Raw genomic sequence first — 20,298 nt, 5'->3', positions numbered from 1 at the left:
GAAAAGACTTGTCATCCTCAATGAATGCGCAACAGAAATTGAAGAATTATACAGAGGATGTTTTAGCGACCAAAAACATTTGGGATTTTTTCCAGAATGCGATAGCGTTTCCGCAGTTCCGTGGGAGGACATTCCGGAATGTGGGTGAGGGAAGTGATTTGCAAACGCTCCCCGCTTAGCTGTGGTGCTTGCGCTACGGCAAAATCTATTGGAGTGAGGAGGAAATATGCAGATCTTTAATCGGAAAACAACTGTTTCTCTGGCGACTGCGCTTGGGCTGGTTTGGGGTGCGGCACAAGCGAAAGCTGAGGAATTTGTAAATATTCTGACCGGCGGTACCAGCGGCGTCTACTATCCGCTGGGCGTTGCGATGGAAAAAATCTATTCGGGCATTCCCGACGTGCGCCCTTCTGTGCAGGCGACAAAAGCTTCCATTGAGAATATCAACCTCATCAACAGCGGCCGTGGCGAGGTAGCGTTCACGCTGGGCGACTCCCTGCGCGATGCCTATGAAGGAAATGAAGCAGCCGGTTTTAAAAAGAAGCTCACCAATCTGAGCACCCTTGCAGCGATCTATCCGAATTATGTTCAGATCGTCGCCTCCAAGGAATCCGGCATCAAGACATTGGCCGATCTCAAGGGAAAGCGGCTTTCCGTCGGCGCACCGAAATCCGGGACCGAACTGAATGCGCGAACCATTCTGGAGGCCGCCGGGCTTTCCTATGACGACCTGGGCAAGATCGAGTATCTGCCCTTTGCAGAATCTGTCGAACTCATGAAAAACCGCCAACTGGATGCAACCTTGCAATCCTCCGGGCTCGGCGTTGCCTCGCTGCGTGATCTTGCCAATTCGGTGGACATCAACGTTGTTGAGGTTCCGGCAGACGTTATCGAGAAGATCGGCGCGCCCTATCAGGTCAACACGATCCCGGCGGATACCTATAGCGGGCAGGATAAGGATGTCGTAACGGCTTCCGTGATCAACTATCTGATCGTTCGTCCCGATATGGATGAGGAACTGGTCTACCAGATGACCAAGGGGCTATTCGAGAATCTCGACCAGTTGACTGCCGCCCATTCATCGGCGAAGGCAATCAAGCTCGACAAAAGCACCATAGTGTCACCTGTCCCGGTTCATCCCGGCGCGCTGCGTTACTATAAGGAAAAAGGCATCGAATAGGCTGGCAGCAATCCTGCCCGGCGGACGATATCCGAGTGACATTTCACGGGTATCGTCCTTTCCCGGCCGACGGCGCTCGATCCCTGCCAATCGGATCGCTCCCGTAACTGTTCATTTCAACTTGCATAATCTGATGAAGGTTCGTTCATGACGCAGAGCGAGAACAGCGCCGTTGAATCGGCTGAGCATATTCCCGCCTGGGGTGCCGGCGCAGGCGCAAAAATCCTGTTTGCCATCGCCGTGGCTTTTTCGGTTTTCCAGCTTTGGACTTCTGCCTATTCACCATTGCCAAGCCAGGTGGTCCGCTCCATCCATGTCGGATTTCTGCTTCTGCTGCTCTTCGGCCTTTATGCCAATGCGAGTACGGTCGCTGCCAAACGAGCGGCTTTCTGGCTGGCCGCCATTGTCGCTTTCGCGCTCAGTCTTTACCACTGGATTTTCTACGAAGATCTGGTGATCCGGGCTGGCGAACCCAATACGCTCGATATTGTGATCGGCATTCTCGTGGTCGGTCTCGTCTTCTGGGCGGGCAAAAAGATGATGGGCTGGACCTTGCCGCTCATCTGCGCGATCTTTTTGGCTTACGGTCTGTTCGGGCAATATCTGCCGCATCCATTCAATCATCGCGGATATGATTTCGAGCAGGTGATCGAGGTTCTCTTTCTGGGAACAGAGGGAATTTACGGCACGCCGATCTATGTCTCGTCGAGTTATATTTTCCTTTTCATCCTGTTCGGGGCATTTCTCGAACGCGCTGGCATGATCCAGCTCTTCAACGACATTGCCATGGGAACGGTCGGCGCATCGCGGGGCGGGCCAGCAAAAGTTTCGGTAATCTCGTCCGCACTCATGGGGACGATCAACGGTTCCGGTGTCGCCAATGTCGTAACGACAGGCGCGTTCACCATTCCGCTCATGAAGCGTTCCGGCTTTCGCCCGGCCTTTGCCGGTGGTGTCGAAGCGGTGGCCTCGATGGGCGGCCAGATCATGCCCCCGGTCATGGGCGCGGTTGCCTTTATCATGGCTGAAACGCTCGGCCTGCCCTATGTCGAGATCGTCAAGGCGGCAATCGTTCCCGCAATTCTCTACTTCATAACTGTCTTCGTGATGGTGGATCTTGAAGCGCGTCGTCTCAAGATGAAGGGCCTCAATAAAAGCGAAATGCCAAGTGCGCTTGAAGCAATCCGAAAACGCTGGTTTCTGGTTCTGCCGCTGGTCGCATTGGTATGGCTGCTTTTCTCGGGCTATACGCCACTTTTTGCAGGCACGGTTGGCCTCAGCCTGACCGCGCTCATCATCCTCGGTGTGCCGGTTTCCGGCTCCATGTCGATGCCGCTGCGCGTGCTGTTCTGGGTCGCACTCGGCGTCATGTCGGCTGCGGCTTTCGGCACCACCTTCAATATATTCGGCTATGTCCTGCGCGGCATCACACTGATCATCTGCCTCGTTGCGCTGTTGGTCGCGATAAATTTTCTGGTGCGCGGCGGACGCGAAACGCTGAATCTTTGCCTCGAAAGCCTCGCGGAAGGCGCCAAGAATGCGCTGCCCGTGGGCATCGCCTGTGCGCTGGTTGGCGTCATCATCGGCATTCTGGCGCTGACTGGTGCCGGATCAACTTTCGCACGCGTGATCGTCAGTGTTGGAGAAAACTCGCTCTTCTTCTCGCTGGTATTGACCATGCTGGCCTGTCTCGTGCTCGGCATGGGCATTCCGACCATTCCAAATTACATCATCACATCCTCGATAGCTGGACCGGCGCTCCTTCACCTCGAAGTGCCGCTGCTGGTGTCGCATATGTTCGTCTTTTATTTTGGCATCATGGCCGACCTCACTCCGCCTGTCGCGCTCGCAGCTTTTGCTGCGGCGCCGATTGCGCGAGAGTCCGGTATGAAGATCGGCATGCAGGCGATCCGGATCGCGGTTGCGGGTTTTGCAGTGCCCTTCATGGCAGTGTACGAGCCGGTTATCATGCTTCAGGAGGGCGGGCCTCTTTCCGAAAAATTCGGTTTCTGGCCAGCCTTCGTCTATATGTTCATCAAGGCGCTGCTCAGCATTCTGCTTTGGGGGGCGGCCGCCATCGGCCATCTTCGAACACCGCTGAACATGTGGGAACGAATGTGGGCTTTCATTGCCATTGCCCTGATGCTCGCCACCTATCCCTTTAGCGATGAGCTCGGCTTTGCGGCCTGTGCGGCCTTTCTGGTGTGGCATTTCTGGAGATCGCGACCTTCCGTCGTCGCGTCATCAGGTTGATGGCAGTCTGCATTGCAACGGCTGGCGGCGCGCTCAAAATCGCCGCCACAAGCTTTCTTCTCTCATGGACGCACAGCGTTGAGAAAGTGCCGTGGCAGGAGTCCTGGAATGTTACGCCGCAGGGACTGGTCTTGTCCGAGGCGCGCATCAAAGGTTCCGGCGCCGGCATGGACCCGCCTGCAGATGCTGTTCTCAAGAATGGCTGGTATGTCTATCACCCAGCCATTCCTCCACGTCGGGAAATCGTCCTCGCCGCCTCCGGCAAGACAGGCGGGGGCTGGACGTTCTGCTCAGGGCAACAATGTATCGAGCTGGGCAAGGCCGCGGAAAAGCCAATTCATATCAAACCTTGTGAATAGCTTCGTCAGCGACTGGTACTGCATGGCGTCAAAAATGGACGCAAGGATAAGATTCCGGATTCTACGCTAACGACTCATGTCTCCGGCGCCGCTATCTTCAATCATCTAGTAAAGCAAGCAAAGAAACATTGACCAGTGCGCTTCAATTCGAACGCGCGGACGGAATTGCTTTGAATTTTACCAGATAGCGCAAGTGAAGTATTAGCGTTGGAGGATCTCGTGAGTATAAACTTTAGATCATTGGGTATATCTGCGGATCGCATGGCAACACGGCGTATTCTCGTAGCAGGCGGCGCAGGATTTCTCGGTTCTCATCTTTGCGAGCGTCTTCTGAATGAAGGAAACTTCGTCATTTGTGTCGATAATTTTTCGACGGGACGGCTCGAGAACATCCGCAATCTGCTGCGTTATGACACGTTCAGCTTTGTGCGCCACGATATTGTCCATCCGATCGATCTGCCTGTAGACGAGATCTACAATCTGGCCTGCCCAGCATCGCCGCCGCACTATCAGGCCGATCCGGTTCACACGATGAAGACGAGCGTCATGGGCTCGCTCAATTTGCTTGAGCTGGCAGCGCATTATCAGGCCCGGATTTTTCAGGCTTCGACGTCGGAAGTGTATGGCGATCCGCAAACGCATCCGCAACCGGAAGCCTATTGGGGCAATGTAAACTCCTTCGGTCCCCGGTCGTGCTATGACGAAGGCAAGCGCTCAGCCGAAACGCTGTTTTACGATTTTCACAAGCAGTATGGCGTCGATATCCGTATCGTGCGCATCTTCAATACCTATGGCCCGCGCATGCGGCCCGACGATGGTCGTGTCGTGTCGAACTTCATCGTACAGGCCCTCAAGGGCGAAGAAATCACCATCTATGGCGACGGCTCGCAAACCCGTTCCTTCTGCTATGTCGATGATCTTATCGAAGGTTTCAGCCGGTTGATGAACAGCCAGATTCAGAAGCCCGTAAATCTCGGCAATCCGGGAGAATTCACTGTCCGCGAGCTGGCCGAGCAGATCATTGCGCTGACCGGTTCGGCGTCGCGCATTGTCTATCGTCCGCTGCCCACCGACGATCCACGTCAGCGGCGTCCCGACATCATGCTGGCAAAGCGCGAGCTTGGCTGGGAACCACAGATAGCACTTGTCGAAGGGCTGAAGCAGACGATCGCCTATTTCGAACGCCAGTTGGCCAGACCCTCGGGTGAGCTTTTCGAGGTGGCGAGATGACTCGGCGGAACATACTCGTTACCGGTGGCGCGGGCTTCATTGGCAGCCATACGGCCAAGCTTTTGCATAAGAGCGGATTTTCGCCGGTCGTCTATGACAACCTGTCGACCGGTCACAGGTCTTCCGTGCGCTGGGGTGATTTTGTCGAAGGCGACACGCTTTCGCAAGAACAGCTCATTGCTGCAATCAGGACCTTTGATCCGGCAGCCATTATCCATTTTGCGGCATCGGCCTATGTGGGTGAATCTGTCACGGACCCCGCAAAATATTATCGCAACAATGTCGGCGGCATCCAGTCCGTTCTGGAGGCCAGCCGCCTGACAGGCGGTCGCCCGGTCATCTTCTCATCGAGCTGCGCTACTTACGGTATTCCTGATGTACTGCCGATCCGCGAAGGCGAAACGCAGAAACCGATCAATCCATATGGCCGCACAAAGCTGATCGCGGAACATATGCTGGCCGACTATTCGTCAGCCTATGGCATGTCCTATGCGGCGTTGCGCTACTTCAATGCCTGCGGTGCCGATCTGGATGGCGAACTGGGCGAAGAACATGATCCGGAAACCCATCTGATACCGCGTGCCATGCTGGCTGCGGCAGGGAGGACGGACTGTCTCGAAGTGTTCGGCGACGATTATGATACGCCGGATGGCACCTGCATCCGCGATTATATTCACGTGGCCGATCTGGCGCGGGCGCATGTGCTTGCAGTCGAGCACCTTCTTGATGGCGGCGACAATCTCATCCTTAATCTGGGGACCGGGCGCGGAACATCCATCAGGCAAATCGTGGATGCGATAGACCGGCTGACCGGACGAAAGGTGCCTGTTGAAATGCGTGCGCGCCGGGCAGGCGATCCGCCGGTGCTTTATGCCGATCCGGCTGAAGCGGCTGCAAAGCTTGGCTTTCGCACGCTCCATTCCGATCTCGACACGATTATCCGCACAGCGGCCCCCTTCTTTGGTCTGGAGATGCGGACATGACACGGCGCGAGCTTCATCCAGCCATTGATGGCGATACAGGCGAAATGGAACCATTGCTGGCGCCCATCTTCACCGGCCGCAAGCGGGTGGAATATGTGGTGGGCATCGTCCTGTGGGCCCTCGCCATCGCCTATTTCTGGCAATGGTGGTTCATCAGCGCCAAGCTCAATCATCTGCTCGGCTTCATTCTGGTGACGGGACTGCTGGCCTGGATCACGATCCTGCCGCTTTATTTCATCACCGTCTTCTTCCATGCGGCACGCCCGACGGGTCCGCTTCGCATTCCTGCGGGAAGCCGCGTCGCCATGGTCGTTACGAAGGCTCCGTCAGAACCCTTCGAAGTAGTGGCTGAAACATTGCGCGCCATGTTGGCGCAGGATGTACCGCATGATACCTGGCTCGCCGACGAAGACCCGTCGCCCTCGACGCTCGCCTGGTGCCGCGAGCATGGCGTGTTCGTTTCCACGCGCAAGGGCCGCGCCGACTATCATCGGCAAAGCTGGCCACGCCGTACCCGGTGCAAGGAAGGCAATCTCGCTTTCTTCTACGATCACTATGGCTATGAGCGTTATGATTTCGTCTCGCAGCTCGATGCCGATCATGTGCCTGAACCGGGTTATCTCTTTAACATCCTGCGGCCTTTCGCCGATCCGGCTATCGGTTATGTTTCCGCACCGAGCATTTGTGATCGCAACGCGCATGAAAGCTGGTCAGCGCGCGGACGTCTCTATGTGGAAGCCAGCATGCATGGCTCGCTGCAGGCCGGTTACAATGGTGGCTTTGCCCCGCTCTGCATCGGTTCGCACTATGCCGTGCGGACGGCGGCGTTGAAAGAAATCGGCGGCCTTGGGCCGGAACTGGCCGAGGATCATTCCACGACCCTGTTCATGAATGCGCATGGCTGGCGCGGTGTTCATGCGCTGGACGCCATCGCCCATGGCGACGGCCCGCGCACTTTTGCCGATCTCGTGACGCAGGAATTCCAGTGGTCGCGCAGTCTTGTGATGATCCTGCTGCAATATACGCCGAAGCTGATCGGCCGGTTGCCGCTGCGCCTGAAGTTCCAGTTTCTGTTCTCGCAGCTCTGGTATCCACTCTACGCATTCTTTCTGGCGCTGGCATTCATTCTGCCGATAGCGATCCTGGCTTATGGCGACAATTTCGTCAGCGTTACCTATCCCGCCTTCCTGGTGCACTTCTTGCCACTATCGCTCGTGACCCTGGCGCTGGCATTCTGGTGGCGGTCGAGCAAGACATTCCGTCCGGTCGACGGCAGGATTTTCAGTTGGGAAGCGATGCTGTTCCTGCTGGCACGGTGGCCCTGGGCTCTGGCTGGCACCTTCGCAGCCTTCCGCGACTGGCTGACCGGTTCCTTTGTCGATTTTCGTGTGACGCCGAAGGGCTCATCCGAGGTCGATCCGGTGCCGTTGCGGGTGATCGCTCCCTATGCGCTGATCTCCGGTCTCTCCATCCTGCCGGTACTCTTCGTCAGGGATGCCCATGAAACGCGGGGCTTCTTCATTTTCGCCATCGTCAATGCGTGTTCCTACCTGTTCCTGATGGCGATGATCGTGATCCAGCACACACGCGAAAATCATGTGCGGATGACAAGCCGCCTCTATCGACCAGTGTTGGCATGCAGCTTTACCGCGCTGGTGGCACTGACTGGCGTTACCACCGTCGAACGCGGACGCGACGGCATCGAAGCACTGAGCTGGGGCACGAAAAGCTTCACGATATTTGACGATCGCTTCTCGGTTGCCGGTGCCGGTGTGGGCGGACGCGATCTCCACCGGACAATTTTCAATCCACGCTGGCGCACGGATGCGACTAGCGGAACGAACTAGCGGGAAAGGCGCGACGATTATGAAGATCGCTGTCATCGGTACGGGATATGTCGGGTTGGTCAGTGGCACGTGTTTTGCTGCATGGGGACACGAGGTGGTCTGCGTCGACAAGGATGCCCAGAAGATTGTCCGGCTGGAGCGCGGCATCGTGCCGATCTACGAGCCGGGGCTGGACGAACTGGTTGAACGCAATTTCGCCTTTGGCCGGCTCAGCTTCACGACCAATCTGACGGAAGCGGTCAAGGGCGCGGAGCTTGTCTTCATCGCCGTTGGCACACCGGCGCGCGCCAGCCATGGCGATGCCGATCTTTCCTTTGTCTATATGGCCGCTCGCGAACTTGCGCCGCTGATCGACGACAATACGGTTGTCGTGGTCAAGTCCACAGTTCCCGTCGGCACAGGTGATGTCGTGCAGAAGATTATCGGCTCTGTTCGCAGGCCTGGCACCTTCTCCGTCGCATCCAATCCGGAATTTCTGCGCGAGGGTGTTGCTATTCGCGATTTCCTCGAGCCTGATCGCGTCATCATCGGCGTAGAGGATGAACGTGCGCGTTCAGCGCTGGTTGCGCTTTATACTCCGCCGCTTGAAGCCCGGAAAACGCCAATCGTCATCACGCAGCGCCGCACGTCGGAACTGATCAAATATGCGGCCAATGCCTTTCTTGCCACCAAGATCACCTTCATCAACGAACTGGCAGACCTGTGTGAGGAAGTCGGCAGCGATGTCACGGAGCTCGCGCTCGGGATGGGGCTGGATCAGCGCATAGGCACCAGTTTCCTCAATGCAGGGCCGGGTTATGGCGGCTCCTGCTTCCCGAAGGATACGATTGCGCTGCTGCGCACCGCTCAGGACCACGGGATTGCCCTGCGGATTGTCGAGGAAACGGTCACCGTCAATGAAGCGCGCAAGCGTCGTATGGCATTAAAGGTGCTGGATGCACTGGGCGGTAGCGTCGAGGGACGGACGATTGCCGTTCTCGGCCTTGCCTTCAAGCCCGACACGGACGATATGCGCGACGCGCCATCCATTCCGCTCATCGAAACCTTGCAGCGCTTCGGCGCCAGCATTCACGCCTACGATCCCGCCGGGATGGACAATGCGCGCCGCCTTCTCAGCGACGTTGAGTTCCATGACGATCCCTATGACTGCCTTGGCAATGCTGATGCAGCCGTGGTCGTGACCGAATGGGACAGCATTCGCAAACTCGACCTTGTCCGTGTGAAGCAGGCCATGCGGCAAGCGGTACTCATCGACCTGCGCAATGTCTTTTCACCGCTGATTGCAGAGAAATTGGGTTTCCGGATTTCGACAATCGGCCGTCCCGTTCAACAGCGGCAGGAAATAAGACCAACAAATGTTCTGCCGCACGCGCGCACCCGTCAATCGCAAGAACCCTTGGCGGGTGCGCGCAACCTGAAGGTCGTGGGAGGTTCAAATGAAACATTTGATATGTGATGGCCAACAGTCCCGGCCAGATCGGGGCAAACGCCTTCTGACGTTCTTTGTCGTGCTTGCCGGGCTGAGTGCTCCGGCCACTGCAGCATCGGTCAGCAAGGACGGCTTGCCTGACGGCGCTCGCGTGATGACGCCCGCTGAGCTTTACCTGCTCTATCGCGACAAGAACTGGCTGTGGGCCGACGGTGCTGGGCGGATGGAAAGTTTGAACCGCCGTTTCACAGCCCGCGTCGAGGGCGAAAAGGGCAAGGCCTGGGCTGAAGGCCGCTGGAGGATTACCTGGGCGGGCCAGATGTGCTTCGATGCGAAATGGCATCTGGATCAGGGCGTCTTCCCGAACAAGACCTGTTTCTCCCACCGTGTCGCCGATGGGACGATCTACCAGAAACGAGAACCTGACGGTGTCTGGTATGTCTTCCGCCATGCTGGCGGAAACAAAAATGACGAGGCGCGCAAGCTCGTATCCATCGAAGCCTTAACGCCGAAAACGGGAGCGCTGAATCTGGCGTTGCCCGTTTCCCAATCGCCTACACAATAAAGGAGGCGGCGATGAAAAACTCATACAAGATCGCTACAGCTATTCTCTGCAGCGCACTGCTTTCAACCGCTGTTTATGCGGCGAGCGGCGTTTCGGGTGCCAATGTCGATACCCGAAACATGTTCCACGACAAACGCCCGGTCATAACCCCGCAATCCATAAAATTCGGAGCCTACGATCCGCACGGGGATTTCACCAACGATCCCAATTCCCGCATCGAGCATCTGTTCCTTCCCTGGGAAGATGTGGATTTGACGAGCCTTTCGACAGCGGATACCTATGCGCAGGAACGAGGCCGCGAACTGCTGATCACAGTGGAACCATGGTCATGGGCCCGCGACTGGCGCGTTGCGCCGGACGATCTCCTGAACGGCATCGTGCGTGGTCACTATGATACGAACATGGCTGCTGTCTGCTCGGCTGCTTCGAAGCTGAAAAGTCCTGTTACCATTCGCTGGGCGCAGGAAATGGACGACAAGACGGGCCAGTTCACCTGGTCCTATTGGTCGGCGCAGAGCTATATCCGCGCCTATCAGCATGTCGTCAATGTTTGCCGGAAGTCCCTGCCGAACGCCAAATATATGTGGTCGCCGAAGGGAGATGCCGGGCTTGAGGCCTATTATCCGGGCGATGGCTATGTCGATGTGATCGGCCTGTCGGTGTTCGGCTATGAAACCTACGATATGCTGGAACTCGGACGCGCATCCACCTTCGTTGAACGGGCAAAGCCGGGATACGACCGGGTGGTGGGCTTCAAGAAGCCGATTGTCATCGCCGAGCTCGGCTATGAGGGAAGCGATACCTATGTCCGCGCCTGGGCACAGGAGACCAACAAGCCGCAGCCCGAATTTCCGGCTCTGACTGCGACAGTCTACTTCAACGACCGGGAAGTCTATCCGTGGCCGCGCGGTGTCGGACGGCCTGACTGGAGGGTTGCGAACCATCCGCTTGATTGATCCGAAAGCTCGATTGCGTCTCGATCAGATCGGCGCTCCGGGATTTTATTGGAAGCATAGCCCGGCCGGCATTCATCTCAGCCCGGTCGGATCATGCTCTAACGTCTGAACAGGAACACGACAATGTTTTCGATCAGTTTGAGAACCATAAGCGCAGCGCTGTCTGTGCTTCTTCTGGCCGGAGCAGCCGATGCGGCGCCGAAGCAGAAAACCGAGGACGCAACCGCAATCAAAGCTGCTGCAGCGCCGCCACTATCAGCCGAAGCCCTTGAGGCGCTTTATTCCGGTAGAACATGGAAATGGAAGGATGGCGGCGGCTATTTCTCCGCCGACAGACATCGTTTCATCGCCTGGTCACAGAAGGGCAGGGCCTGGTCGTACGCACAGGGGCGCTGGTATGCAACCGACAGCGGCAAGCTCTGTCTTCAGGCCTATTGGGTCAGCAAGATGGGGGGCAGCAGCGATACGACCTGCTTCCTCCACCGCGAGCAAGACGGCGTCATCTATCAGAAGCGCTCGCTGGGCGGCAGTTGGTATGTCTTTCGCCACAATCCGTCACGCCCGACCGATGAGGCAGTCAAGCTCCTGCGCGGTGACCGTATCAGCAAGGGACTGGCAATCATGAAAGCCAAGGCGAGATGATCGCCGGGCAAGCATGCCGGCTCGCTGATCAGTATCGAGTTCTGGCGAGCCGGTATGCCTTGGAGCGTCTCCCGAAAGCCGTTTCACGCCGGTCGGATCATGCTCTAGTCGCGAATGAAGCAGCGGGATTTCTGCCCGAAGCCGCTTGGCGTGCACACATAGGACGTACCGGTCGCATATTGCGAGGCAGATACCTTGATGACCCTGGCCGATGCAGGCTTGTTGAAGCGAGCTTCACTATTCGCTTTGTACTTGGCGAGGTAAATGGAAACCGTGGCGTTGTTCTGCTTGCGGGTGTCCTTGGCTTCGGCGCCGACCGTCAGGCACAATGACACTGACAGTCCAACGACAACAGCGGCAACCCATTTCAAGCTTTCACGGCGCACAGTATATGCAAATATAGTGTTCATGCGATTGCCTCCGGTGGTTATTACTGCGCTTTCTATCGGACGCGGTTTAATATTCTGGCCGGATTTTCATAAAAATTTTCATCAAATGGGATGTATTCAAGTCGCTTCATCTGATCTGTTTTGAAGGCTTCGATACATCCGGCCAAATCTGGCGCTGAGCCAGGAATCCGCGGTTTCAACACGCAAGAGGAAATATCGGCTACCGGTCTGAACGGTTACATGGCCGATAGAGTTCCAGCCCATTTGGATTTTATTCCCGCAAATGCTAATATTATCGAAGGGACTTGGGTTGCGGTCTCCGCGCCTTAAGCCTGCGAGTTGGTTTAGGGAGTTGCCGTGACATCCCCGAGCGACAAGGCCACGCACAATCTGAAGCCCGAGTTTGTGGAGCGCCGCCAATCTGCGCGTGTACCGCTTGCGCTGCTCGGGGAAGATGCTCGAAGCGCTAATATTCTGGCTCCGCTGATCTTTACGACAGAAACGCTCGAACCTTGCGCGCAGTTTTCTGCATGGCAACAGCATATGGCTCCGCTTTATGATGTGCGCATGCCAGACGGCGGCAGCGCACAGGATGGCTTCGTTGTGATCCAGAAAGTCTGGGATCTGCACGGTATGCTTCTCATAGAGCAGACCGCCCCTCCATTCAGTTATGAACGGACCGCCGAGAAGGTTCGTTTCAGTCCGATAGATCATTGGCAGCTCAGTTTTCTGCGCAGCGGCCATACATGGACGGCGGTGGATGGCTGTGTTGCGGAAAATCAACCGGGCATGATCAACATCCGTTCGTTCGGCTATCCGTTTCGCGGTCGGGCGCTGGCAACGGAAGCAGTGCTGCTGATCATTCCTTTCGACCACTTTTCCGGTCTGGGCGGGATGCCGGAAGCCTGCAACAACGCAACGCTTGGAGGCTACCGCGCCAAGTTGTTGATCGATTTTGTATCGACGATCCAAGCAGGTCTGGATCATATAGCAAGCGAAGACCTGCCGGAGTTGCGCGATGCCTTGCGGCAGCTCGTGTTCGACACGATCACCCCCCTGGTGAAGGAAAGCGACGCGAACGAGCAGAATGCTTCTCTGGGACTGATGACCAAGGCTAGACGTTTCATCCAGAAAAACCTCATGTCCCGTGATCTCACGCCGGATGCCCTGAGCAAGGAGCTCGCGATTTCCCGCACGCATCTCTATCAACTGTTCGAAGGCTCCGGGGGCGTGCTGAATTATATCCGCCAGAAGCGGTTGTTTGCGGCGCACGAAATGCTTGCCGATGTGTCCGACAATCGCAGAGTGTCCGATATTGCCCAGTTGCTAGGCTTCGAGACGGCAGCCAATTTCACACGGGCCTTCACACAATATTTCGGCTACAGCCCAAGCAATGTTCGCAAATCGATCTCGCGAAATGATGGCATTGGCGGCAGTCAGCCTGATGCAAACCGTTCGGCCACTTTCTCAAACTTGTTACGAACACTGGCGATGTTCGATACGTGACGTCGCGCAAGGATGAGTGTTTCCGTCTGGCTGTGATGATTAGACGAAAGGTTTCTCCAGCGTCGGTGCCCGCGTCCGTTACGATGAGGTGCCTCGCTGTTCTGTCGGCTGCATGCCGGAAATCCGGTTGGTAAGAACGACAGTGTCAATGATCGTTGGAGGGTGCAGGTTACGATTGTTTATTTTCATGTGATCATTGTTTTGAATGGAGATACTTCATTCCTTAAAGCGAATTTCCATCTCATTGTATCTTGTCGGCAAATTAAAATTTTCTACAAAATACAATAGTGTCGCTCCTTGTTTCACTTCGCTCGGATGATGCTTTTAAACTGGAGTCCATGCTCCAAAGTCCTACTGATAATGTTCCAGAAGGTTGGGCGAGCAAGTGATGTCTCATGATTTGCAAAATTTGACTTTATTTTCGAATTTTAATGTATAAATTATAGTACAATAAGTTTCCATTTTTTACGTTAAAATATTAACAAGAAATTGCGGTTCGTATCGTAGATAGTTCCATATATAGTTCATATTTTATTTTATTAGGATTTAATAAATGTACAAGCAAAAAATTGTTATTGCGACTGTTACGCGCAACCGCCCCAAAATGCTCGAAAACTTGTATCGATCAATCTCCACATTGGAAATCCCCCCATTGGTCGACGTCGGGTTTCTCGTGGTGGAAAATAACCAAACCAGCACATCTGATAGCTGGTTTGCCGTCATTACTTCGAAAATACGCTTTGCAAAGGTTCACTATCTATTGGAAACCAGCATCGGAATTTCGTGCGCGCGCAATCGTGCACTGGATCATGCGGAGCAGTCTGGCGCCGACTTCCTGGTTTTTGTTGACGATGACGAACTCGTTCGGTCGGATTGGTTGAAACAATTGCTGGCCGAACAGCAAAGAATGAATCTCGATATGGTCGGTTCTCCGGTGCGGCCACAGCCATTGAAGAAGCTGAACCTCTGGCAGAGATTTATCTGGTCTGGTGTCGAGCGCAATAGCGTCAGGGCTGAGCAAAGAGCACGAAAATGCTGGCAGGAAAATCGTGCCCAAAGCATCAAGATAGCTACCGGAAGCTGGATGGGGAGGCTCGATTTTTTTCGAAAAACAGGTTTGCGGTTCGATACCCGGTTGGGATTGACGGGCGGTGAAGATTGGCATCTCTGGCGCCAGGCAAAAGCACTCGGTGCTGCGACAGGCTGGGCACCCGAAGCGATTGTCTATGAAACCGTCCCTTGCTGCAGAATAAGCCTCTCCTACCATTTTCGTCGGAACCGGGATCATAATGCGACGGAATTCGCGCTTCGATACCAAGAAAACCCACAGCAGGCGTGCAAACAGGTTCCTTACAAGGTTCTCAGCCGCTTGTGGAAGCTGCTGAGAGCGGTTTGTACCCTGCCATTCAAGGGCGGGCAGGCGCTGGTTTCATCAGCGATGGCGCTAGGAGGGATTGTCGGCCTGCTACTGGCTTGCTGCGGGAAACGACCGATGCACTATGCAAAGACAACTGGATGCTAAAACCTTGCCTCCCGAAGTTGGTTTATGAACTTGGGAGGAATGGAGATGTCATCTGTCGTACAAACAATGGCTGCGCGCGGCTCGAGATGATACCCGCGCGCAAACTCTAAGAACTGGCAATGATTGAGCCACACCAGTGGTCCGATTTCGACATTTACACCCCGCGGATGTAGGCATCGAGCAAATGCCGAAAACCGACCGCAGGCACTAAATCACCCAAATTCTGATCCTGGCGGCAGGACCCTTCAGGCACGATTCTGGAGGGGTATCAGTAGTTTTGCCAGTTACGAAAATGAGTATTCTCGCATAAAACTCTTTGTATTAATAACAAATATAAAGAGTTTGAAATGAAAGAGAAATCCATTGAATCTAATAACCAGATTGCACATACAACAGAAAATTCCTCTGGGCAATTATACAATATTAGCGCCGTACCAGACAACAGCCTTTTCTCGGTAACTATAGGGAATTTAGACCCGGATAACGCAGATACGACTGCTACAGTTACTATATTGGTAACGTCGTATGATACGGCTGTTCCGGCCCCGTCAGTGAGCGTTATTATACGCCCAGACCCGGCTGTTAGCGGCCTGATTTATTACCATAATGACGTTGAGCTTGATCTAATACCAGACATTCAAGACGGACATTACGAGATCAATACGGACAGTGCCGGAAAAATTACGCTGAAAATCCTGTCCGATCAAGTACTATATGCGAGCACGACCTTTACCGCGCCAGATTCTACATCCACAAGTGTGGGTGTTACTTTTGATTCTAAACTTGATGCAAGTCTTGATCTTGGTGCTCCCATAGTCCAAGGCTTGGATGATGATGTGCTGACGCTGGACCCCACTGAGGATAGTTTCATTGTGCGCGTTCCGCCGTCTTCCAGTCTGGCATCAAGTCTTTGTGTTCTCAATATAGGAGAAATACATTTTCTGACGCTGCAATATGAAACTGCCGCAGAAATTGGGTTTACCGTTTCGTATAGTTATCTGAATACATTACCAGGCAATACGAACGTAATATTTTATTTTTCTCAAAGCTCGGTTGGGAAAACTTACACTTCTTCGATAATTGAATTCATCGCAATTGGTTCATACGAAAATAAGCCGAAAGCTGATCCAGAGTATCGTTCAATTGATGAGCAGCCTTACCTGGCGAATCACTCAAGTATCATTAATAACAACGACGTTCTCCGCGGGGACGTGCCGGTCAGTATAGATATTGAGCCGGTTGATGGTATCTTAGCTGGAGATAATATTGTATTTACTATCTACATTAATGCTTTCAAACCAGGAACAAGTGTTCCGAAGTCGAATAAATTCGACCTGCCAGTAATAAACGTGAGTAATGCGGAGATTTCCGAAAAAAGGATCTCGGCCATGATCCCTCAGGCGCAGCTTGTCGGCTATGGCGGAGATGTAAATAGCGGAAAACCTGGTTCTATTTACATCGATTATGCTGTTATTGGCAAAGAGAATGACAGAAGGGAGCCTGAATCCTGGCTGAGTGGTTATATTGATACTGCTGGGTAAGCGAAGTTAATCCATAGAAAATTTATCATAATGATCGATATTACCTTGGATCTGCAAGGTAATATCATTGTGCTCGTGGTGAAGATTATGACAAATATTCTTGTTACAAGACAAAGAAATATTATTCGACTTCTTAATCCTTACAAAATGGCCAGAAGCGTTGTTTATCCGGCCAATCATTCTATTCCTTTCACAATTTCCTATGAGAATAAACACCATAGCGGATTGGATCAACAGCGCCTTGAGTGGCGCATAGCCGGCGGCGGTATGCTGCGGCGATGGTATACTTTGACTAACGGTCGCGGTAGAACCGTTAATCATGTGATGGTTCCCATGGCCGATCCGACGGAAAGCACCACAATCCAGATTACTGTCTGGCCATGGTCCGAGCCCGAAGCCGTTCTCGAAGTTGCGCTTGAGTTCGGCCTGCCAAGTGGTTTGGCCGACGCGACAGACGAAGATGGAAACAGGCTTTCCGTTGTCAATCCTCGTGATGGACTGGCCGCCACGACTACGGGTAGCGAAGGCGAGTATGCCGCTTTCATCGGTTACACAACTGCTGATGGTGAATCTATAGTGGGGCAGGAAACCCAAACCACCATTACCAGCGGTATGGCGCCAACCACCACGCAACATCCAAATACTCGGGCGCCCTATACGAGAGTCGCTTCAGGATTCAGAAGTTCCGAAATCAAGAATAAAACAATCAATGTTACAACGCAAAGAGTGTACTCCAACGGGCAAGACCCCTTGCTTACCCACTCCAATTTCTATTGTGAAGGAAACAACTGGGCGTCTGGTGTTTATGACATGCTGTTTCCGCGTGACGGTACGACCCTTTTGTCCGGAAAAGAGTATCCTGTCAGAGCTTTCTTCAGCATACCATTCAGTGGATTGAATCCCCGCTCCAATCTACCGACAAAGTTTGAGGTCCTAAACGGTTCGGCAACCGTTACTCCGGAGACCCGGACGAATGAGTTTGGCATGGCGGAGGGCACAATTATTGGTGCCATGCCATCAAATGGCGGTACGAATTCTGTTACGATTCGCACGGGTACCGTCGATGGATCAACATACGTAGATGCCACTTATAATTTCCGTGCGGACAGCATTCTCCTGACTACCGATCCCGAGCCGGTGTACGAAGCCAACACTGCGCAATCGTTTGCGGTCGTCTATACTGACGGACTGGGACAGCCGATCGAAGGTGCGGAAATATTCTGGTACGCTGACGAAAAGCATAGCTCCTTCAACGTCCCTTTCACCTATACAGACGCCGAGGGAAAGTCATCGAATGTCCTGAATACGTGCAATGTTCCCCAAGGTGGGATTATATCAGTCCCTGTCAGAGTCGCCACGGATCGGACAGCAACCCAAACGACCTATCGGTTTGGCGCCAACAAACTGATATTTGCTACTCCAGCCGCAGGAACCGTCTCTCCGATACACTATCCAATCGACTTCTCGGCGCGCTATACGACCTATGAAAATCAGCCGATTGCCGACGAATACGTTTATTGGAGCGCAACCCCTGCCCCTGGGGATGACACGATCAATCTTGTCTACAAGAAATCAAGAACTGATAACGACGGCTATGCACGCACTGCCATCTATGCAGAAACAGACATTACAATTGCACTGACTTGCAAATCGGGAAACGGATGCGAGCTACCAACAACGGCTCCATTCACTTTTGGCCAAAATCATCTGACGATCCTTTCACCGAAAACGAGCGATACTCTCCAGTTGGATACATGGGTTCCGGTGACAGCGCAGTTTCTGGATGAGAGTTATGGGCCGGTGCGATATACCACCCTCAAGTGGGCTGGTGGTGATTTCAAGCAAGCAGAGTCTGATACGAATGGATCGGGCATAGCGCAGAATATGCTTCGAGTAGAATCTCTCTCTGGCTATCCAGCGGCTCCGATCATACAGAATATCACTGTCAGTTCGTCGGCCCCCAAAGCATCGACCACGCAGCCTTTGACCTTCGATCTATCTGCCGATAGCAATAGTCTGGTTGTCTTGTCGCCGATTTCGGGTGCCGAACTCCCGTCCGGTCAATGGATTGATGTCACGGCGCAGCTCCAGAACGTATTTGCTCACAATCTGGCGAACTACAATCTCGTCTGGAACAGCGGTGATGGTATAATATTCGATAGTTCCACATCCACGACCAACTCCAACGGCTTATCTTCCGTCAAAATGATGGTGCCGAACTCAAACAATGGTAACTGGCCCGCGTCACTGACCGTTGCGGCCGGTGATGCAAAGGCGAATGGGTCGGCGGCATATAATTTTGTGAACCAGTCTAACATAAAAAGCGCTATGGTTGGCGATAAGACTTATGCCCACAATTACACCGGAACTCAACCAGCCGGTGACGATCAAATTATCACATTTACATGCAGATATGTAGAAAATGGGTTACCAGTACCAAATGAAAAAATAGAATGGTACTGCTCTTCAAATACGACATACTTGTACTACATGAACGAAGACGGAGTGCAGATAGAGCCCGATAAATATCAGAGAATACAGCTACAGACGAATGAAAACGGTGAATGTATTCTCAAGCTTGCTAGCCCGCACCCCTTTACAGGTTATATGTATGCCGTCCCGCCAGGCAGCGTGGCTCTCAGCGTTCATTTCACCATAGCAACTGTCATGCTATCGAATAATATGTATAGAGCGCCTCGAACTCAACCGGATCCGCTTGTTATCCCACAATCATCTCCAGGTCAGGCCACCTTCCAGTTTCTTGCCCCGGCGGTTCCGCCTGGACAGATACAGGCCGGAAGCACCGTCGTCATTTACATTCAGTCGGGAGGACAGGAGTCTATTCTTTATTCAGATTATGGCACTGTTAGTTCACCTGCCGGTGCTTTAATTCCTTATAGCGAGCTTCAGCCAGGTCCGAATACACGTATGGCCTACTGGGTTGAGTCAGGATTGTCTGATCTTTATCAATCAGATGTCATCGACATGACCGTTACAGGTAATCAGCAGAGACCGGGGCCGGATCCGACAATTCAGGATCGGACTTTGTTGGCTCCTTATCTCGGCGACAATTCAACCATCGTGAATGGAACGGCGATTTCTGGTGGGTTGGTCATCTATATTCCATATGCGACCTGGAAAACGGGAGATACTATCAGCGGAGCGGTCTACCTTAATGGATATGCCGGAAATACAACCCAGCCGAAATGGGCGACTGTGCTTTATAATGCGACTATTGGCGCGAATGATGAGGGGTCTGGTCAACCGCTGTCGATAATCGTTCCACAAGACCAGCTTGATGGGTACGGCTATCCGGCAGGTGGACGGCCAGGAACCTTGGAGTCTGACTATAGCTGGTATAGCGTGGATAATAATATGACCACATGGTCCATGGTTCTTCGAGATGTCCAGCTTGACACAGCATCTTTAGGATGAAGCGTGCTTTTCTGGTGCAATAGAGCGGTTCCGGTTTGAATGGAATCGTCGGAACCGCTTATCTCTTTGTTTTCATGCAGTATACGACGCAAAACCGCTTCGCACTTTTGCCGGAAATGCACTAGCACTCAATCCGAGCGTGATTGTATCTGTAGTGGTTTGTTGCGTAAATCAGATTTGTGCGAGCAAATATTGCTCACGGCCTGTTTTGGCTAATGCGACGGAACTCCGGGCGGCCAAGCCCAACCATTCGGTTGAGAACGGGAGCGCCGATCTTCGCGTCAGCTTTCAGGTCGTCGAAAGTTCTCGCTTCGATTTTGGGGCCGGTCACGGTCTTTCAACGATCCATTAGGGTCTCACCCGGCTGCGCTGCGCGTGGCCGGGCTTTTTGCCTGGCCAGTTACCAGTGTTCGCAATGTCTGCAATATGGCGATCCCGGTTCAATGGATTGCATGTCACTT

The 20,298-nt window shown here is 53.6% G+C and carries 15 protein-coding genes; 14 read left to right on the top strand and 1 reads right to left on the bottom strand.

Annotated features, from left to right (window positions below):
* Positions 1–226 precede the first annotated feature (226 nt).
* The 10 genes from ACYSN1_RS13900 (at position 227) to ACYSN1_RS13855 (ending at position 11,444) form a co-directional block, all read left to right on the top strand.
* Complete coding sequence (locus ACYSN1_RS13900) at positions 227–1,180, top strand: TAXI family TRAP transporter solute-binding subunit (protein WP_105544995.1); 954 nt, start codon at positions 227–229, stop codon at positions 1,178–1,180.
* 147 nt (positions 1,181–1,327) lie between these two features.
* Positions 1,328–3,433 carry a TRAP transporter permease gene (locus ACYSN1_RS13895; protein WP_461726220.1) on the top strand — a complete coding sequence of 702 codons (2,106 nt, stop codon included), beginning with the start codon at positions 1,328–1,330 and terminating at the stop codon, positions 3,431–3,433.
* Positions 3,433–3,792 carry a DUF1850 domain-containing protein gene (locus ACYSN1_RS13890; protein ID WP_461726219.1) on the top strand — a complete coding sequence of 120 codons (360 nt, stop codon included), beginning with the start codon at positions 3,433–3,435 and terminating at the stop codon, positions 3,790–3,792. Before ACYSN1_RS13895 ends, ACYSN1_RS13890 begins: the two co-directional genes overlap by 1 nt.
* A gap of 261 nt (positions 3,793–4,053) precedes the next feature.
* Positions 4,054–5,022, top strand: coding sequence for a UDP-glucuronic acid decarboxylase family protein (locus tag ACYSN1_RS13885; RefSeq protein WP_461726300.1), 969 nt, complete (start codon positions 4,054–4,056; stop codon positions 5,020–5,022).
* Positions 5,019–6,005, top strand: coding sequence for a UDP-glucose 4-epimerase GalE (gene galE / locus ACYSN1_RS13880; RefSeq protein ID WP_461726218.1), 987 nt, complete (start codon positions 5,019–5,021; stop codon positions 6,003–6,005). The genes ACYSN1_RS13885 and galE overlap by 4 nt, the downstream gene beginning before the upstream one ends.
* 44 nt (positions 6,006–6,049) lie before the next feature.
* Entirely contained in the window at positions 6,050–7,852 is a 1,803-nt protein-coding gene (locus ACYSN1_RS13875) for a glycosyltransferase family 2 protein (RefSeq protein ID WP_461726299.1), read from the top strand.
* A 19-nt stretch (positions 7,853–7,871) separates the two neighbouring features.
* Complete coding sequence (locus ACYSN1_RS13870) at positions 7,872–9,308, top strand: UDP-glucose dehydrogenase family protein (protein WP_461726217.1); 1,437 nt, start codon at positions 7,872–7,874, stop codon at positions 9,306–9,308.
* Entirely contained in the window at positions 9,289–9,846 is a 558-nt protein-coding gene (locus tag ACYSN1_RS13865; RefSeq protein ID WP_461726216.1) for a DUF995 domain-containing protein, read from the top strand. The genes ACYSN1_RS13870 and ACYSN1_RS13865 overlap by 20 nt, the downstream gene beginning before the upstream one ends.
* 11 nt (positions 9,847–9,857) lie before the next feature.
* Positions 9,858–10,802: a glycoside hydrolase family 26 protein gene (locus ACYSN1_RS13860; RefSeq protein ID WP_461726215.1), complete on the top strand. Its 945-nt coding sequence runs from the start codon at positions 9,858–9,860 to the stop codon at positions 10,800–10,802.
* Between the two features lie 123 nt (positions 10,803–10,925).
* Positions 10,926–11,444 carry a DUF995 domain-containing protein gene (locus ACYSN1_RS13855; protein WP_461726214.1) on the top strand — a complete coding sequence of 173 codons (519 nt, stop codon included), beginning with the start codon at positions 10,926–10,928 and terminating at the stop codon, positions 11,442–11,444.
* Positions 11,445–11,548: 104 nt separating this feature from the next.
* Here ACYSN1_RS13855 and ACYSN1_RS13850 read toward each other — a convergent pair whose 3' ends face one another.
* Complete coding sequence (locus ACYSN1_RS13850) at positions 11,549–11,854, bottom strand: hypothetical protein (protein WP_461726213.1); 306 nt, start codon at positions 11,852–11,854, stop codon at positions 11,549–11,551.
* Between the two features lie 336 nt (positions 11,855–12,190).
* On the opposite strand from ACYSN1_RS13850, the gene ACYSN1_RS13845 reads away from it, so the two are divergent.
* The 4 genes from ACYSN1_RS13845 to ACYSN1_RS13830 all read left to right on the top strand — a co-directional run bounded on the left by ACYSN1_RS13845 (position 12,191) and on the right by ACYSN1_RS13830 (position 19,837).
* Positions 12,191–13,339 (top strand): helix-turn-helix domain-containing protein, encoded by a 1,149-nt coding sequence (locus ACYSN1_RS13845; protein ID WP_461726212.1) that lies wholly within the window; start codon positions 12,191–12,193, stop codon positions 13,337–13,339.
* Positions 13,340–13,892: 553 nt separating this feature from the next.
* Complete coding sequence (locus ACYSN1_RS13840) at positions 13,893–14,861, top strand: glycosyltransferase family 2 protein (protein WP_461726211.1); 969 nt, start codon at positions 13,893–13,895, stop codon at positions 14,859–14,861.
* A 347-nt stretch (positions 14,862–15,208) separates the two neighbouring features.
* A complete protein-coding gene (locus ACYSN1_RS13835; protein WP_461726210.1) occupies positions 15,209–16,402 on the top strand; it encodes a hypothetical protein in 1,194 nt (397 codons plus the stop codon).
* Between the two features lie 30 nt (positions 16,403–16,432).
* Positions 16,433–19,837: a hypothetical protein gene (locus ACYSN1_RS13830; protein WP_461726209.1), complete on the top strand. Its 3,405-nt coding sequence runs from the start codon at positions 16,433–16,435 to the stop codon at positions 19,835–19,837.
* Positions 19,838–20,298 lie beyond the last annotated feature (461 nt).

The sequence above is a fragment of the Brucella sp. LJL56 genome (genome assembly GCF_054871705.1).
This window is presented reverse-complemented; position numbering and strand designations above follow the sequence as displayed.

Bases quoted from the DNA above. Each gene is read 5' to 3' on its own strand.
- ACYSN1_RS13900 (WP_105544995.1), top strand. From the start codon at position 227: ATGCAGATCTTTAATCGGAAAACAACTGTTTCTCTGGCGACTGCGCTT.
- ACYSN1_RS13875 (WP_461726299.1), top strand. From the start codon at position 6,050: ATGGAACCATTGCTGGCGCCCATCTTCACCGGCCGCAAGCGGGTGGAA.
- ACYSN1_RS13870 (WP_461726217.1), top strand. From the start codon at position 7,872: ATGAAGATCGCTGTCATCGGTACGGGATATGTCGGGTTGGTCAGTGGC.
- ACYSN1_RS13840 (WP_461726211.1), top strand. From the start codon at position 13,893: ATGTACAAGCAAAAAATTGTTATTGCGACTGTTACGCGCAACCGCCCC.
- ACYSN1_RS13860 (WP_461726215.1), top strand. From the start codon at position 9,858: ATGAAAAACTCATACAAGATCGCTACAGCTATTCTCTGCAGCGCACTG.
- ACYSN1_RS13885 (WP_461726300.1), top strand. From the start codon at position 4,054: ATGGCAACACGGCGTATTCTCGTAGCAGGCGGCGCAGGATTTCTCGGT.
- ACYSN1_RS13895 (WP_461726220.1), top strand. From the start codon at position 1,328: ATGACGCAGAGCGAGAACAGCGCCGTTGAATCGGCTGAGCATATTCCC.
- ACYSN1_RS13835 (WP_461726210.1), top strand. From the start codon at position 15,209: ATGAAAGAGAAATCCATTGAATCTAATAACCAGATTGCACATACAACA.
- galE (WP_461726218.1), top strand. From the start codon at position 5,019: ATGACTCGGCGGAACATACTCGTTACCGGTGGCGCGGGCTTCATTGGC.
- ACYSN1_RS13865 (WP_461726216.1), top strand. From the start codon at position 9,289: ATGAAACATTTGATATGTGATGGCCAACAGTCCCGGCCAGATCGGGGC.
- ACYSN1_RS13830 (WP_461726209.1), top strand. From the start codon at position 16,433: ATGATCGATATTACCTTGGATCTGCAAGGTAATATCATTGTGCTCGTG.
- ACYSN1_RS13850 (WP_461726213.1), bottom strand. From the start codon at position 11,854: ATGAACACTATATTTGCATATACTGTGCGCCGTGAAAGCTTGAAATGG.
- ACYSN1_RS13855 (WP_461726214.1), top strand. From the start codon at position 10,926: ATGTTTTCGATCAGTTTGAGAACCATAAGCGCAGCGCTGTCTGTGCTT.
- ACYSN1_RS13890 (WP_461726219.1), top strand. From the start codon at position 3,433: ATGGCAGTCTGCATTGCAACGGCTGGCGGCGCGCTCAAAATCGCCGCC.